The organism is Parabacteroides sp. AF14-59 (assembly GCF_003479515.1).
In the GTDB taxonomy this organism is placed as follows: domain Bacteria; phylum Bacteroidota; class Bacteroidia; order Bacteroidales; family Tannerellaceae; genus Parabacteroides; species Parabacteroides faecis.
The window spans coordinates 94,326-111,091 of the sequence record NZ_QUHH01000006.1 but is presented as its reverse complement, the minus strand read 5'-3'; the positions used below and the strand labels follow the sequence as shown (position 1 = coordinate 111,091).

Here is a 16,766-nt window from a genome sequence, read left to right as displayed (position 1 = left end):
GTTTGTTATTTATCAATCAGTTCAAACTCATGGTATAATAAGCCGAAGCTTACCACTGACAAAAGTAAATACTTTTTATTTAATGCTATCCCTCTTCAATCAATATATTTCAAAAAAAGCGCCGCCGGATCACCGGGACGCTTTTTCATTCAATTCTTCCAACTCTATGGTCAACTCTGTCCATGTATCCATCGTGTCGGACAATTCTTTTTTCAATGATGAATAATCATTATATAAAGAGGTATCGGATGCACCTTCCGGAGTAGCCAGCCTGGCTTCGATAGCAGCTATGGAGTTTTCCAGTTCAGTTATTTTATTTTCGGCTTCAGCGACAGCTTTTTCTACTTTCTTGATCGCTTTACTCTGCTCCTTGCGTGCTTCATACGATAATTTATTTTGCGTAGGCTGCACTTCCGTATCCGTTGTAGAAGAAGCGACCTGTGCAGTACGCTCCAATTCGCGCAGACTGTCCATTTTCTTTCTTTCCAGAAACTCGTAGATACCACCCAAATGTTCCACGACGCGCTGGTTTCCGAATTCATAGACCTTATCGACCAGGCCATCCAGAAATTCGCGGTCATGTGAAACAACGATCACAGTCCCGTCGAACTCACGCAATGCATCCTTCAAAACATCCTTCGAACGCATATCCAAATGGTTGGTCGGCTCATCGAGAATCAGGAGATTGACAGGCTCCAGCAAAAGGCGGATCATAGCCAGACGGCTCCGTTCTCCACCGGACAATACTTTCACCTTCTTATCAGATGCTTCGCCACCGAACATAAAAGCTCCGAGTATATCGCGTATCTTGGTACGTATATCTCCCTCTGCCACATAGTCTATCGTATCGAATACCGTCAGGTTATCGTCCAGTAACTGTGCCTGGTTCTGTGCAAAGTAACCGATCTTCACATTATGTCCCAACTGCAATTTGCCCTCATAGTCGATCTGATCCATGATACATTTTACAAGCGTAGACTTACCTTCTCCGTTCTTACCGACAAAAGCCACTTTGTCTCCCCTATTTATAGTCAATGTCACATCTTTAAATATCAGATGATCACCGTAACGTTTGGCCACATTCTCCATGATCACCGGATAAGAACCAGACCGGGGAGCAGGCGGAAACTTCAGGCTCAACATCGCCGTATCGACCTCATCGACTTCGATACGTTCTACCTTTTCCAGCTGCTTGATACGCGACTGCACCTGAACGGATTTCGTCGCCTTATAGCGGAACCGTTCAATAAAGGCTTCCGTATCAGCCAACTTCTTCTGCTGATTTTCGAAAGCACGAAGTTGTTGCTCGCGGCGTTCCTTACGGAGTTCCACATATTCGGAATATTTGACTTTATAATCGTATATGCTTCCCAATTCGATCTCGATCGTCCGGAAAGTCGTGTTATCGATAAAGGCGCGGTCGTGAGAAACCAAAATCACCGCATTGGCGCGGGTAGCTATAAAATTCTCCAGCCATTGGATAGATTCAATATCCAGGTGGTTGGTCGGCTCATCGAGCAACAATACATCCGGCCGACGAAGCAATAACTTTGCCAACTCGATACGCATACGCCATCCACCGCTGAATTCAGAGGTCGGACGATCGAAATCAGTACGTTTGAATCCCAATCCGATCAAAGTCCGTTCCAGCTCCGCATGGTAGTTACTTCCTCCCAGCAACTGAAAATGTTCAGAAAGATGCGTTACCTTGTCTATCAGTTTTTGATATGATTCAGTCTCATAATCAGTCCGCTCTGCCAGTTCCAGGTTCAACCGTTCGATCTCTTTTTCCATTTCCCGGATATGTCCGAAAGCTTGCTCCGCTTCCTCACGAACCGTACGGCTATCGGTTAACTGCATTTGCTGCGGCAGATAACCGATCGTTGTTTCTTTAGGAACACTCACTGTCCCGGATGTCGGAGTCTGCAAGCCTGCAAAGATCTTCAACATCGTAGATTTTCCCGCCCCGTTCTTTCCGACCAGCGCGATACGGTCTTTCTTATTTACCACAAACGAAACGTCATCAAAAAGCGTAAATCCGCCAAATTCAACTGTTAGTCCTTCAACCGAAATCATATTTATTCTGTATTACGGGCACAAAGATACAATTTCTATTTTGACAATATACTAATGGATATAGTAAGAGGTCCGGAATTTATCAAATATACAAAGCTTCCTGAAGGTTTAAAGGAAAGTTAATTCATCTAAAATAGAGAAGAAGCATTTAATTATCACACATGATACCCCCAAATACCAGATAAACGAATGACTGTTTGATAATCAATATTCCAGCAAAAGACTCTTATACTTAAATAAAAGGGGAAAGAAAGCGGAAAGTCTGTAAATGACATAGTTCCTGTAGAACTATTTAATAATTACACTGCAAATATAGTATTTTTTTAATATGTATACTATAAATATTTAAAATTTAGACCTCTTCTTAATAAAAATACCCCCAAACGTTAAATACGTTCATTGCATTTATCTTAACCTGTTTTAATAAAAAGACATACGTAAAACCACAAACAACTACAATACAACCGATTACCAAAGAAATAAAGTATATAGTTCTACAGGAACTCCATACTAATTACACAGTATTAATATTAATCATAATTAAAAAACACATGAATTACAGGTCTATTTTAAAGCAAAACAAACTCCCTTTGCTTTTAATTGCACTTGCTTTTCCTGTTTCAGTAACCACTTCTTCCTTGTACGCCATTACAACAGAAGTATCTATTACCCAACAGAAAAAAGCCATAAGTGGAGTAGTCTTTGATGGTGGAATGAATGAGCCGCTCATCGGCGCCAATGTTGTTGTTAAAGGCACGACAAACGGAACTGTAACCGATTTAGATGGAAAATTTACAATCGAGGCAAATCCTACGGACATGCTGGTAATCAGTAGTATTGGATTCAAAACATTAGAGATCAAAGCATCCGAAGCTTCAAAAGGGAAAATTGTCCTGAAAGAAGATTCTCAGGCGCTGGATGAAGTGATCGTTGTCGGTTATGGAGTACAGAAAAAAGCAAACCTGACAGGTTCTGTCGCACACATTTCTGCCGAAGCTATTGAATCACGAAGTGTAGCGAGTGTATCTGCCGCTTTAGCCGGCCAGATACCAGGTGTAACTGCCATACAAAGCTCTGGTGCTCCGGGATCACAGACGGCCAGTATTACCATCCGTGGTACAAACTCCATCAACGGTGGTAGCCCCTTGGTTATAGTAGACGGAGTACCCGGTAGTATGAACACGATCGACCCGCAGGATATCGAAAGCCTCACTGTATTGAAAGACGCCGCATCTTCCGCTATTTATGGTGTACAGGCTGCAAACGGTGTCATACTGATCACGACTAAACAAGGTAAGAAAGGAGATAAAGCTCGTATCAACTACTCCGGTTCCGTCGCATGGACATCTCCCGTTGCATTGTTAAAATTCCTGGGATCGGGAGACTATGCTATGTTATATAACGAAGCAGTCAAAAATGAAAATCCCAATGCCATTCTCCCCTACACAGACGAAGATATTGAAAACTATCGAAACGGAACTCTGCCTGACACAGACTGGTATAAAGAAACATTCAAAAAGAATGCAATGGAAACTTATCACAACCTCTCCATCAACGGAGGTTCTGAAAAAACAAGTTACAATGCTTCTATCGGATATACACGCCAGGATGGCCTGATCGATGTAAACAAATACGATCGTTTCAACGGACGTATCAGTGTGGACAGCGACATCAATAAATGGCTGAATGCCGGATTGAATGTTTCAGGCTATAGAGGTACTAAAAATGACGGATGGGAAGGATATGCTTCGCTTCGCCAATATGCAAACCGCTTGTCTCCTACCGTTCCGGTCTATAATGAAGACGGTACATATTATTATAGTGGCCTCAATAACCCGGTTGCCCATCTGAACAATACAGGATTTACACGACAAACAGACCAGCAGCTCAACGCAACAGCCTACGCCAAAGTCAATATTTTACCGGAACTGAATGTCAAAGCCTTATTCTCTGTACGCAACGATACCCGTAATAATGAGGGGTTCAAAAAACTACTGGAATATGGTACCGGTAACAATACTTATAACTCCGGTCTGCGCGAAGGATATCAAAAATATTATGACTGGAACTGGTATACAACGCAGGTATTGGCTAATTATAACAAAACTTTCGGAAAACATTCGCTTGCCGTATTAGCCGGTTTTGAACAAATCTACTATAAATACAAATATACGGAGGCTACCCGTAAAGGTGGTGGAAACGATGAACTTACCGAGTCATTGAACACATTGGACAAGTCTTCCCAGACAAATACAAACGGAGGCCACGAAATTGCACGACGCTCCTATTTCGGACGTATCCAATATGATTTCAGCGACAAATATCTGTTTGAAGCTAATCTACGTGCCGATGCATCTTCCCGTTTCCCGAAAGACTCACGCTGGGGATACTTCCCTTCTGTTTCTGCCGGATGGCGTATTACGGAAGAAAGTTTTGTAAAAGATGCCGATATCAATTGGCTGAGCAACTTGAAGCTGCGCCTGGGCTGGGGACAAACCGGTAATGAGGAACTTGCAGACGACGATATCTATCCGGCTATCCCTACCTATGCATACGGCAGCTATATGTTTGGCAATTCTCTTTACTCTACAGCCTATGAATCACGTTATGTAAACTCCGAGCTAAAATGGGCGACAGTAACCAATTACGAAGCAGCCCTGGAAGCAGGTTTCCTGAATAACCGTTTAGGATTTGAATTGTCAGTCTACAAAAAGAAAACCAAAGATATGTTACTCTATTTGCCGGTGCAGGGTGTCCTCGGCATGGATGCTCCGGCACAAAATGCAGGTAGCATGCAAAATACAGGTTTTGACTTAAGCGTTTTCCATAATAACCGGATCAATAAAGATTTCAGCTATGCTATTAACCTAAATGTCGCCTATGTAAAAAATAAAATTACAGATATGTGCGGAACGGAAGGTGAAAATCCGGATGATAGCAAATACTGGTACCTTGAAGGATATGCTTTAGGCTCATTCTACGGCTACGAAGCTATCGGCTATTTCAATACGGAAGAAGAATTAGCGAACGATGCGAAACGTACCGGAACAGAACAACTGGGAGATATTAAATATCGCGATTTGAACGGTGACGGTAAAATCGATGCAGCGAACGACCGCAAAGTGATCGGTAAAGATAAGCCGTCATGGACAGGAGGTCTGAATATAAGTCTCTTCTACAAAGATTTCGACTTTTCTGCATTTTTCCAGGGAGCCTTCGATGTAGATGGTTACTATACAGGAGAATCCGCTTATGCATTCTACAATAGCGGAAAAGTACTGGAACGTCACCTGGATCGCTGGACTCCTGATAATCACAATGCCTCTTATCCTCGTATCACCAAAGATTCACAGGTAAACTTTTCAACCTCTTCTTTCTGGTTACAGGATGCATCTTATGTTCGTCTGAAAAATATTTCATTAGGATATAATATTCCGTCTGCTCTTACTCAAAAGATAGGAGTCGACAAGGTTAAAGTATATCTATCCGGTGAAAATCTATTAACATTCAGTGGTTTGGAAGGTATCGATCCCGAAGCTCCGGCTTCCAATCGCGGAGCCTATTACGGTAATGTTAAAAAGGTGTCTTTAGGTTTAAAAGTTTCATTCTAATTTCTTACGCTTAAACAGATATGAAAAAAAATATATTATCAGTTACCATATCGGCATTATTATTAAGTCTCTGCTCATGTAGCGATTTTCTGGATCGTTATCCGCAGGAAGAATTGTCTGACGGCAGTTTCTGGACAAAACCAGTCGATGCAGAGATGTTTGTTGCAGATATTTATGGGGTATTACCCGGTAGCGCAAATGGAGATATAGATGGAGATATTAACTCCGATAATGCAGTACATGGCATCAAATGGGCTGCCGGAGATGTGTCAAAAGGTATTTATGATCCGGCTGGTTTCGGTTGGAGCGGAAGTTATTCTTCCATTCGTGCCTGCAACATCCTGCTGGAAAAAATAGATATGATAGAAGATTATCCGACAGCAGATAAAGAAGCTACCATCGGAGAAGCCCGTTTTCTGCGCGGTTACCTTTATTTCGAACTAATCCAGCAGTTTGGCGATGTCCCTTATGTGGAAAGCAGCCTGGCATTGGATCAGCTGGAAGGAATCACCCGTACTCCCCGCGAAGAAGTTTACAAAAAGGTAATGGAAGATTTCGACTATGCTATTGAAAAGCTACCGAAAGAATGGTCGTCCGACAAATACGGTCGTATAACAAAAGGAGCCGCTTATGCAATGAAAGCACGTGCAGCTTTGTATTACGCTGATTGGGAAGTCGCTGCAGCGGCTTCAAAGGCTGTTATCGACTCCAACCAGTATGAATTGTTCGATGCAGAAGGCACCGGAAGGTATGCCGAATTATTCTGGGAAAGCCAGGAAGCGTGTAGCGAAGCTATTCTGGTCCGCCAGTTTAACGCACCGGATAACACCAACTATATCATCGGATGGGAATGTTTCCCGACAAAAGGCTGGGGAGGTATCAACCCGACACAGAGCCTGGTAGATGCTTTCGAATGTATTGACGGCGCACCGATCAGCAAATCGTCGCTATACAAAGAAAACGATCCGTTTACAAACCGCGACCCACGTTTGGAAGTTTGCGTATTACATGATGGTGAAGAGATGTATGGTACAGTCATCAAAGTTGCTCCATTGAAGTCTAGCGGTAACACCGGTATCGCCCAGCACGGTGATGCTACGGCAACCGGTTATTATCAGCAGAAATGGTTGGATCCGAGTATCGATCCGCAATCGACAGGTTGGGATATGGGAAAGGATTGGCATGTGATTCGCTTCGCAGAAGTATTGCTGACGTATGCAGAGGCTAAAAATGAAACGACTCCTTTGGATGATTCTGCTTTCGAGGCTGTAAATCGTGTACGCCGCCGTGCCGGTATTCCCGAACTGCAAAAGACAGATGCAAGCAAACCGACATACTGCGGGACACAGGACGAATTGCGTCAACGCATCCGTAATGAATGGCGTGTAGAGTTTGCCCTGGAAGGAGGCAAACGCCAGTGGGATATTCGCCGATGGGGTATTGCCAGCGAAGTATTGAATGCTCCTTTCCTCGGTTTAAAATACAAACTCGTAGACGACCCCAGCTCTCCCGACGGACAAAGATGTATATTGTATGAGGGTGAAAATATAAAATTAACTGGCAGCCGATATTCAGATCACAACTATGTATATCCGGTTCCTCAATCGGAAATTGACCTGAATCCTGCATTAACACAGAATTCCGGTTATTAAAAACTCAAAGGGACCTGGTTGAATCCAGGTTCCTTCTCCCAAAACGACACCTTATGAAAAACAGCCATTGGTTTCTGTTCATCTGCCTTATCGCTTCATTCATGTTTCTATTCATGGACAGCCTGGCTTATATCATACCTTACCATGAACAGCAGGAACTATTTTTGTTCAGTCGTTCTTACCTGGAAAGCTATCTATATGAAAGCGGTGGGCTCGGTCGTTATATGGCAAATTTCATTATCCAGTTTTTTTACTATCCCTATGCCGGAAAAGTCATTTTCACGCTATTATTATCTTTTATTTATCTTCTTCCCTGCCTGATCTGTCAGCGGATCGCAAGACAAAACGATCCATTACATTTAGCTGTATTGATACCGTTATACTTACTGATCCAATTCGAATCTATTGATTTTAAATTTTATCATGCGTCAAATATCTTTTGTTACCTGCTGATATTCTATTGTCTTTCTTTTCTCAGAAAAAGATATTTCTATTATTCCTTAATCCCCATCTCATTGATAACCGTGTTCAACCTGGGTTGGATGCCTCTATTAATATCCGTTTCTGTGATTATCATCAGTGGGTTATCTGCTAAATATTTATCCCGTTTCTTTACTGACAAAAAATATTACTATTGTCTTTCTATATGCATTTGTCTGTATACCGGCAGCACATCGTATCTGTTTATCATCAACTACAACATGAAAGAACGGTTGCTGCTTGAAGCAGAAGATCATTTAAAAAAGAAAGAATGGGAAAAAGTATTACATTGTGCCGACAAATTCCGTGGCAATAATCAGCTAATGGAATATTTCCGTAACATGGCACTTTTCCATATCGGACGTATGCCCTACGACTTATTGAAATATCCGCAAACCAAAGGAGTCGCCTCCTTATGCCTTCCCTGGACAGGAGAACCCGAAAGAAGTAGATACGGTCATTATATTTATGAACAATTAGGTTATATAAATGAAGCCCACCGTTGGGCCTTCGAAGCGATGGTAGTATATGGAGAAACAGCTCCGATAATAACCAATCTGGTCCGGTATAATATAGCAATTCAACGATATGGCGTTGCACACCGTTTCATCAACGTATTAAAACAATCTTTATTCTATAAACGAGACACGGAAATATACGAAAAAATGATTCGGGAAAAACAAAGTCCATTTCCAAATGCACTCTCGTATAATCCGGAGGAAAAAGTCCGTTTTGCCAATATATTGAATATAGGCCCGGAGTTAAGCTATTTATGCGACCGGGATTCCTCCAATCAAATGGCGTTTGAGTATTTAATGAGCGACTTGTTACTTAGTAACCAGATTACCCGCTTTGCTGAAAACCTGGGGAGAATACGAACTTTTCCATACGCTTCTTTGCCCCGTCTATACGAAGAAGCACTCTATACTTATAAATTGGGAGTGGACAAAGAAACATATGATAAACTTGGTTTTACGATCAGCGAAGAAACGGAATACCGATTCAGAACTTACTATACTCTTTACCGGAAGAAAGAAATAAAAAAATTAAAAGAACAATTCGGAGATACCTTCTGGTATTATCTCCATTTCCTAAGTCCTTACGGTAATAAGATCATCGATAAACAATAGGTCATGAAACATACACAATACATAGTACTCATATATTCCTTATTATGGATAGTATCCGCTTGTAAACAAACAGGCGTAACACCCGACATACAAACAAGTAAATCAATAAATATCTTTCCGGACTACACGGGAGTCACCTTTCCCTCTAATATTGCCCCGCCCAATTTCCGCATCATGGAAAAAGGAGAAGAATATTATACGGAGATAGGTAATCAAAATCAAATCTATACCCGATTGAGAAGTAAACAACCATCTGTCGTTATCCCGCAAAAAAAGTGGAAAGAGCTTTTAAACGATACTACAGGAAATATGTTTTATATCCGTATCTGTATACAACAGGACAATAAATGGATACAATATCCGGATATTATAAATAATATTTCAAAATCGCCAATCGACCCGTATCTGGCTTACCGTCTCATCTATCCGGGATATGAATTATGGAATCAAATGGGAATTTACCAACGCAATTTAAGCACATACGAAGAGAGTCCGATTATCGAAAATAAATCCGTAGAAAAAGGATGTATAAACTGTCACACATTCTGTAAAAATTCGTCCGAAACCATGATGATCCACATACGTGGTAAAATGGGAGGAACGCTTATAAAGCAACAGGAAAATTTCAGCAGGCTGGATATAAAAACGCCTGAAATGAACAACGGAGGGACTTATGCCGCCTGGCATCCGGCAGGACGGTATCTGGCATTTTCAGTCAATGAAATTCAGCAATATTTCCATTCTACAGGCCCCAAAGCAATCGAAGTAGCCGATTCCGAATCAGATCTGATCATTTTAGATACAAAAACAAACCACTTAATTACCTCACCGGCAATTTATGGCAATGAGTGGATGGAAACATTCCCTGCATGGAATCCTGACGGGACTATGCTTTATTTCTGCCGAAGTAAGGCTATCGATAAAAAAACACCTCTAAGTAATATACGATATGACCTGTACAGAATCTCTTTTAATGTAGAAAAAAGAGACTTCGGTTCTCCTGAATGTGTCTATAAAGCCTCTGAAAAGGGGAAAAGCGTCTCTTTCCCCCGTATTTCACCGGATGGAAAATATCTGATGTTTACTTGTTCTGATTACGGAAACTTTTCAATCTGGCATCCGGAAAGTGAACTGTACTTATTAAATCTGGAAACAAACGAAATACGTAATATGGAAGAGGTGAACAGTACGGATGTAGATAGTTTTCATACCTGGTCGTCTACCGGCGAATGGTTCGTTTTCAGCAGCAAACGGCAGGATGGTCTATGGGCTCATCCCTATATCGCCAAATTTGATACTCAAACGGGAATGGCATGCAAACCTTTCGTTTTACCTCAGGAAGACCCGGATTTTTATCTCAAATTCACTAAAACATTCAACTTGCCGGAACTCCTTACAGTACCTGTAAAAAACAGGGATGAACTGCTCATGGAATGCCGAAATAATAAAGAAACAGTAAGTTGGGAAACAAAATTATTATTATCTTCGCCCCAAATTAACTACAAATAATTTAAAATTCATGAAGAAAAAAAGTTTAACATTATTAGTGGCTACAACCTTGGCCAGCAGTGTTCTATTTTCATCTTGCATCGGATCATTCGGCTTGACAAACAAACTTTTGGATTGGAACAGAAATATCGACAGTAAGTTCGTCAACGAATTAGTATTTATCGCTTTCTGGATTGTCCCCGTTTATGAAATCTCAGCTCTTGCAGATATACTGGTTCTGAACTCTATCGAATTCTGGAGCGGAAACAATCCTGTTGCAGATGCAGGAACCGTAAAGACAATCAACGGAAAAGACGGTGTATATACTGTCGAAACCAAGAAAGACGGATATCATATCCAAAAAGAAGGTGAAGAAAAAGCAATCGACCTTGTATTCAACGAAACAGACAAGAGCTGGAGTGTGGAAGCCGATGGCGAAGCGACTAAACTGTTAAAGTTTACTGATAACGACGAAGTGGTCATGTATTTGCCGGACGGTAAAGAAATGAACGTAGAATTGAATCAGGCAGGTGTTCTGGCATTCCGTCAGGTAGTTGAAGGCTACTCTTATTACGCTGCTAAATAAAAAGACAACACTTAAAATGGGAGACTGGTAATTGATATGTACATATAATTACCGGCCTCCCATTTTCAATAAGATACTACCAACCTAAATAAATACAAATGAAACACTCGATTAAGAAAGCAATGCTCACCGGAGCATTCGGTTGCTTCCTTCTGGGTACTGCTTTTGCTGCTCATGCGACAGCCGCCCCGGATACGAAGCCGTACTGGCAGGACATTCAGGTCGTTGCCGTAAACAAAGAACTGCCGCGCAGCTCGTTCATGACGTATGGCGACCGTTCGACAGCTCTCACTTCCAGTTTTGAAAAGAGTCCCTACTATTCATTACTGAACGGAACCTGGAAATTCTATTTTGTAGATTCATACAAGGATCTTCCGGCAAATATCACTGACCCATCCACCAGCACAGCTTCCTGGGATGATATTACCGTACCGGGAAACTGGGAACTTCAGGGACATGGCACAGCCATCTATACCAACCATGGCTATGAGTTCAAACCACGTAATCCGCAACCTCCGCTATTGCCTGAAACAAATCCGGTAGGTGTTTACCGCCGCGACTTCGAGATCCCGGCAAACTGGGACGGACGCGATGTGTATCTGCATATCTCCGGAGCAAAATCGGGAGTTTATGTGTATGTCAACGGAAAAGAAGTAGGTTATAGTGAAGACTCCAAGAACCCGGCGGAGTTCCTGATCAATAACTATCTGCAACCGGGAAAAAATGTATTGACACTGAAGATATTCAGATGGAGTACCGGTTCTTATCTGGAATGTCAGGACTTCTGGCGTATCAGCGGTATTGAACGTGACGTATTCCTATGGTCACAACCTAAGATTGCGGTAAATGATTTCCGCGTGATCTCTACCCTGGACGATACGTACAAGAATGGTATCTTCAATCTGGCTGTAGACATCAAAAACCATACGAAAGAAGCAAAAGACATCACCGTATCTTACGAACTGCTGGATACAAAAGGTCAGACTGTTGCCACAGCAGATAATAAGCTATGGGTCGGAGCTAACAGCATCAAGACTGCCTCTTTTGAAAAAAATTTAAATGACGTAGCTACCTGGAGTGCCGAACATCCGAACCTTTACAAGTTATTGATGACTGTAAAGGAAGATGGTAAAGTAACCGAAGTTATCCCGTACAACGTCGGTTTCCGCCGCATCGAGATCAAACCGATCGACCAGATCGCAGGTAACGGCAAACCGTACACCGTACTGTTGTTCAACGGACAACCGATCAAGTTCAAAGGGGTGAATATCCACGAACACAATCCCCTGACTGGTCATTATGTGACAGAGGAACTGATGCGTAAAGACTTCGAACTGATGAAAAAGAACAACATCAACTCGGTTCGTTTGTGCCACTACCCACAGGACCGCCGGTTCTATGAGCTTTGCGACGAATACGGATTGTATGTGTATGATGAAGCAAATGTCGAATCGCACGGTATGTATTACAGCCTGAGCAAAGGCGGTTCACTAGGTAACAACCCGGAATGGCTGTTGCCGCACATGGATCGTACAATGAATATGTATGAACGTAACAAGAACTACCCGTCAGTAACTATCTGGTCGCTGGGTAACGAAGCCGGTAACGGATATAACTTCTATCAGACTTACCTTTACCTGAAAAACAAAGAAAAAGGTTTGATGGACCGTCCGGTCAACTACGAACGTGCCCTTTGGGAATGGAATACGGATATGTATGTTCCTCAGTATCCGAGTGCCGGATGGCTGGAAGAGATCGGTGCAAAAGGCAGCGACCGTCCGGTTGCTCCGTCCGAATATGCTCACGCAATGGGTAACTCGACAGGTAACCTTTGGGGACAGTGGAAAGCTATCTACAAATATCCGAACCTTCAGGGTGGCTGGATCTGGGACTGGGTAGATCAGGGCATTCTTGTAAAAGACGAAAACGGAAAAGAGTATTATGCTTATGGCGGTGACTTCGGTAAAGATATGCCCAGCGACGGAAACTTCCTTTGCAACGGCCTCGTCAATCCGGACCGTACCCCGCATCCGGCAATAGCAGAGGTGAAATTTACGCATCAGAATGTCGGTTTCGAAGCTGTTAATGCAGCAAACGGTGTATTCAAGATCACGAACCGTTTCTACTTCACCAACCTGAAAGATTATATGATCACCTATACCGTAAAGGCCAACAACAAAGTAATCAAGAGTAATAAAGTTTCACTCGACCTGGCTCCGCAGGCTTCACAGGAAATCACTGTTCCTGTAGCCGATTTGAAACCACAGGCCGGTACCGATTATCTGGTTGACTTTGTCGTTACTTCCACAAAACAGGAAGGTGTTATTCCGGCCGGTTACGATATCGCACAGGATCAGTTCCGTTTGCCTATCGAAGCCGAAAAGGTAGCTTATAAGGCGGGTGGTCCTAAACTGACTGTATCTGAAGAAGGAGATAATGTAAAAGTAACTTCTTCTAAGGTCAACTTCGTATTCGATAAAAAAGCAGGTGTCGTTACTTCTTATAAAGTAGGCGGAACAGAATATTTCAACGAAGGTTTCGGTATCCAGCCGAACTTCTGGCGTGCACCTAACGATAACGACTACGGAAGCGGTGACCCGAAACGTTTGGAAATTTGGGAACTATCCAGCCGCAACTTCAACGTAACGAATGCTTCTGCCGAGATCGTCGACGGTAATGCGATCGTAAACGTCGATTATAAATTACCGGCCGGCAACCAGTTCCTGATCACTTACAAGATCTATCCTGACGGTGTTATGAATGTAGCTACTCATTTCACTCCGGCTCATCTGGATGGCGTGAAGATCGGTATTTCCGAAGCAACTGCCACGGCAACATTCTCCCCGGGTCGTGATAAGGTAAGCGGTCGCGACAAGATGGTCGTTCCCCGTATCGGTGTTCGTTTCCGTCTGCCGGTTACGATGGATCAGCTGGAATACTTCGGACGCGGTCCGCTGGAAAATTATTGGGACCGTAAAGCCGGTTACATGATCGGACAGTATAAGAGCACGGCTGAAGAGCAGTATTTCCCCTATGTTCGTCCGCAGGAAAACGGTCATCATTGCGATACCCGCTGGATCACTTTAGGCGGCAAAGGCAAGAACTTGTTGATCGTTGCCGACGATGAAATGGAATTTAATGCGATGCGTAATTCCGTGGAAGATTTCGATGCCGGAAAGACTACCAACCGTCCGTACCAATGGAACAACTTCACACAGGAAGAGATCGACAACCGTCCGAACCTCGGCCCGTACGACAAACCTCGCCAGACACACATCAACGATATTACTCCGCGTAACTTCGTAGAAGTATGTGTCGACCTGAAACAACAGGGATTAGCCGGTTACGACAGCTGGTATTCTCGTCCGGAACCTGAATACACTTTACCTGCCGACCAGGAATACAAGTGGGGCTTCACTTTAATCCCGGCTTCAAATGCGAACAGTGCACAAAAGAAAGCGGGTTATAGCTACAAATAAATAAGTGCCAATATAAACAGGAAAGCGGTCTCCGATTAATGGGGCCGCTTTTTTATTTGCCATATCTACAATGTAAAGCCAAACCTCATCTGTGAATAAACGGGACACATCAACACAACAAAAGTTTTTCAAAATAATTTCTTCATTCCTTCATCTGTTGCTTAATCGATTGATTACCGATATATTACAATGAATGATTTTGGGACAGCATGAAGGTTATGATCTTTCTTTTGGAAAAACACTTCATATTTCTGCTTAAAGTCAGTACTATTCCGGTTGAATCTGTTCGGCAAAGAGTAGCATCTAAATAACAAACAACAAGTAAAGAACTAATTACTTATTACTCCGAAAGTTATTAACTTTCTATTGTTTGTCATCTGTCGAACGCTTATTCGACAGCAGTCTTCCAAGCGTTTGCCAACTGTCAAACAAGCGTCCGACAAATGGGAAACAGAAAAAGAGATATAATAACGGACCTAAGAGATTACCGGATATATGCTAGAATACTATAAGTTTACAGACAATCCTTCGAAAGAAACCTACTCCTTTTACAGCATCGAATAATATCATCTATGAATAAAAAAAATCAAAAATAAAGGAAGCATCCTTCATCTTAATTAAATACCTTCATCTATAAAGATTAACAATCAGCAAATTACGTAGCAGATGAAGGAATGAAGGATTTATTATGAAAAACTTTTGTTGATATGTCTAAGATCACATCATGAAACTATATAAAGCCAGCCGTATATCCGAATAACGGAATATATACCCGGCAGAAAGTAGCCGGGCAGGATAAGCCTGCTGTCCTTTGGTGACCACCTCCGCACCTTCCCCATATACATATTGGAAAACTTTCCGGGGAATAGTCAACCATGCCGGACGATGCATCACCTCGGCGGTAACTTTTGTAAAAGCCCGGTTTGTCAAAGGCTGGGGAGCAACGAGATTCACGATTCCCGACAAGTCCTTATGATCGATAATGAACTGAATGGCATGCAAAACATCTTCTATATGTATCCAGGAGAACCCTTGTTTTCCGGAAGCAATCTTTCCGCCGACAAAGAAACGGAACGGCAATAACATCTTAGGCAACGCGCCTCCGTCTTTCGCCAGGACAACCCCGAAACGTGCAATAACCAGCCGGATATCTCTCGACAGCTTCTGCGCCTCGTCTTCCCAACGGATACAGACATCAGCCAGGAAACCCGTTCCTTCCGACGTACTGCTTTCCGAATAAATACCCTTATCCGGATAAATACCGACGGCAGAAGCAGAGATGAACACTTCCGGCTTCACCTCCATCCCATTGATGATCGAAACCAATCGCCGGGTCGTATGGATACGGCTGTTCAGTATTTTACGCTTGGCTTTCCGGGTCCAGCGCTGGTTGATAGTAGCTCCCGCCAAGTTGATTACGACATTGCATCCGGTCAGTGCCTGCCTCAGTTTCTCATCCGACCTCGAACGGAACATCGAATGTTTCAAAGGGACAACAACATTTCCTCCGGCAGATAAAAACTCTGTCAGATGCCGTCCTATAAAACCTGAATTACCGCTGATTGCAATTCTCATCTCCTTCTTCATCTATTTATTATTCAATAATAAAACAAGAAGGATTGATTGTTTGTTGTAACTAATTGGATGACAATTGTATTAAAGGTTGTAATTCTTGTTCAAAAATATCTTTACTGATGATACGGTAATGCGGAGAGTAAGTCTCTTCGAACACTTTACTGTGATGACCGACATATTCACCCCGGTTCAAACGGTCGTCGATCTCTTTCCTATCACTTTCATAGTCCGGTAAGGTAAGCTCCATCGAACGGATAATTGCTTCAATCCGGTTCCATTCTTTTTGCCATTCGGCAACGGTCACAGACCGGATTCCGTTCACACTACGAATAAATGCATCAAAAAAGGTCTGGTAAGGAATTTGCCCGTTCTTTATGACGGACAGGTTTACCCGGTAGAAGTTGCCTTCCCAACCGGTCGGCTCTGCCAGTTCACCTTCTGTTTCCGTATAAGAAGCCATTTCACGGCGCAAATAATTTCCGGCAGCAGTCGTATCGCTGATAATATGTCCGGGACCGAACTTATCCTGAAAGAAATTCTTATACAGATCTTTCAACGTCGATTTCGGATAAGCCTGCATCTGCCGTTCGACAGCCGTACGGACGGCTTTATCAAAATCAACCTTCTCCGCAGCGGAAACCCACAGGCAGAGAAGGCAGAAAAAGGATATAAGCAGATTTCGTTTCATG

9 protein-coding genes are annotated in these 16,766 nt (G+C 42.7%); 6 read left to right on the top strand and 3 right to left on the bottom strand.

Annotation, left to right across the window (positions count from 1 at the left end):
• Positions 1 to 129: 129 nt before the first annotated feature.
• Positions 130 to 2,076, bottom strand: coding sequence for an ABC-F family ATP-binding cassette domain-containing protein (locus DWW23_RS08970; protein ID WP_122352951.1), 1,947 nt, complete (start codon positions 2,074 to 2,076; stop codon positions 130 to 132).
• A gap of 551 nt (positions 2,077 to 2,627) precedes the next feature.
• On the opposite strand from DWW23_RS08970, the gene DWW23_RS08965 reads away from it, so the two are divergent.
• The 6 genes from DWW23_RS08965 (at position 2,628) to DWW23_RS08940 (ending at position 14,502) form a co-directional block, all read left to right on the top strand.
• Positions 2,628 to 5,687, top strand: a complete 3,060-nt coding sequence (locus DWW23_RS08965) for a TonB-dependent receptor (protein WP_122352950.1) — start codon at positions 2,628 to 2,630, stop codon at positions 5,685 to 5,687.
• A gap of 20 nt (positions 5,688 to 5,707) precedes the next feature.
• Positions 5,708 to 7,339, top strand: a complete 1,632-nt coding sequence (locus DWW23_RS08960) for a RagB/SusD family nutrient uptake outer membrane protein (protein ID WP_122352949.1) — start codon at positions 5,708 to 5,710, stop codon at positions 7,337 to 7,339.
• Positions 7,340 to 7,392: 53 nt separating this feature from the next.
• On the top strand, positions 7,393 to 8,949 hold the full coding sequence (locus tag DWW23_RS08955) for a DUF6057 family protein (RefSeq protein ID WP_122352948.1): 1,557 nt from the start codon (positions 7,393 to 7,395) through the stop codon (positions 8,947 to 8,949).
• Positions 8,950 to 8,952: 3 nt separating this feature from the next.
• Positions 8,953 to 10,458 (top strand): PD40 domain-containing protein, encoded by a 1,506-nt coding sequence (locus DWW23_RS08950; protein WP_122352947.1) that lies wholly within the window; start codon positions 8,953 to 8,955, stop codon positions 10,456 to 10,458.
• Between the two features lie 10 nt (positions 10,459 to 10,468).
• On the top strand, positions 10,469 to 11,023 hold the full coding sequence (locus DWW23_RS08945) for a DUF3332 domain-containing protein (protein WP_122352946.1): 555 nt from the start codon (positions 10,469 to 10,471) through the stop codon (positions 11,021 to 11,023).
• A 98-nt stretch (positions 11,024 to 11,121) separates the two neighbouring features.
• Entirely contained in the window at positions 11,122 to 14,502 is a 3,381-nt protein-coding gene (locus DWW23_RS08940; protein WP_122352945.1) for a glycoside hydrolase family 2 TIM barrel-domain containing protein, read from the top strand.
• A 717-nt stretch (positions 14,503 to 15,219) separates the two neighbouring features.
• Here the strand turns inward: DWW23_RS08940 and DWW23_RS08935 are convergent.
• Positions 15,220 to 16,089 carry a TIGR01777 family oxidoreductase gene (locus DWW23_RS08935; protein WP_233564292.1) on the bottom strand — a complete coding sequence of 290 codons (870 nt, stop codon included), beginning with the start codon at positions 16,087 to 16,089 and terminating at the stop codon, positions 15,220 to 15,222.
• Positions 16,090 to 16,138: 49 nt separating this feature from the next.
• Entirely contained in the window at positions 16,139 to 16,765 is a 627-nt protein-coding gene (locus tag DWW23_RS08930) for a hypothetical protein (protein ID WP_122352944.1), read from the bottom strand.
• Between the last annotated feature and the right edge of the window lies 1 nt (position 16,766).

What these genes read in the sequence shown, in the direction of transcription:
- DWW23_RS08970 (WP_122352951.1), bottom strand. Translation starts at nt 2,076, where the DNA reads ATGATTTCGGTTGAAGGACTAACAGTTGAATTTGGCGGATTTACGCTT.
- DWW23_RS08965 (WP_122352950.1), top strand. Translation starts at nt 2,628, where the DNA reads ATGAATTACAGGTCTATTTTAAAGCAAAACAAACTCCCTTTGCTTTTA.
- DWW23_RS08960 (WP_122352949.1), top strand. Translation starts at nt 5,708, where the DNA reads ATGAAAAAAAATATATTATCAGTTACCATATCGGCATTATTATTAAGT.
- DWW23_RS08955 (WP_122352948.1), top strand. Translation starts at nt 7,393, where the DNA reads ATGAAAAACAGCCATTGGTTTCTGTTCATCTGCCTTATCGCTTCATTC.
- DWW23_RS08950 (WP_122352947.1), top strand. Translation starts at nt 8,953, where the DNA reads ATGAAACATACACAATACATAGTACTCATATATTCCTTATTATGGATA.
- DWW23_RS08945 (WP_122352946.1), top strand. Translation starts at nt 10,469, where the DNA reads ATGAAGAAAAAAAGTTTAACATTATTAGTGGCTACAACCTTGGCCAGC.
- DWW23_RS08940 (WP_122352945.1), top strand. Translation starts at nt 11,122, where the DNA reads ATGAAACACTCGATTAAGAAAGCAATGCTCACCGGAGCATTCGGTTGC.
- DWW23_RS08935 (WP_233564292.1), bottom strand. Translation starts at nt 16,089, where the DNA reads ATGAAGAAGGAGATGAGAATTGCAATCAGCGGTAATTCAGGTTTTATA.
- DWW23_RS08930 (WP_122352944.1), bottom strand. Translation starts at nt 16,765, where the DNA reads ATGAAACGAAATCTGCTTATATCCTTTTTCTGCCTTCTCTGCCTGTGG.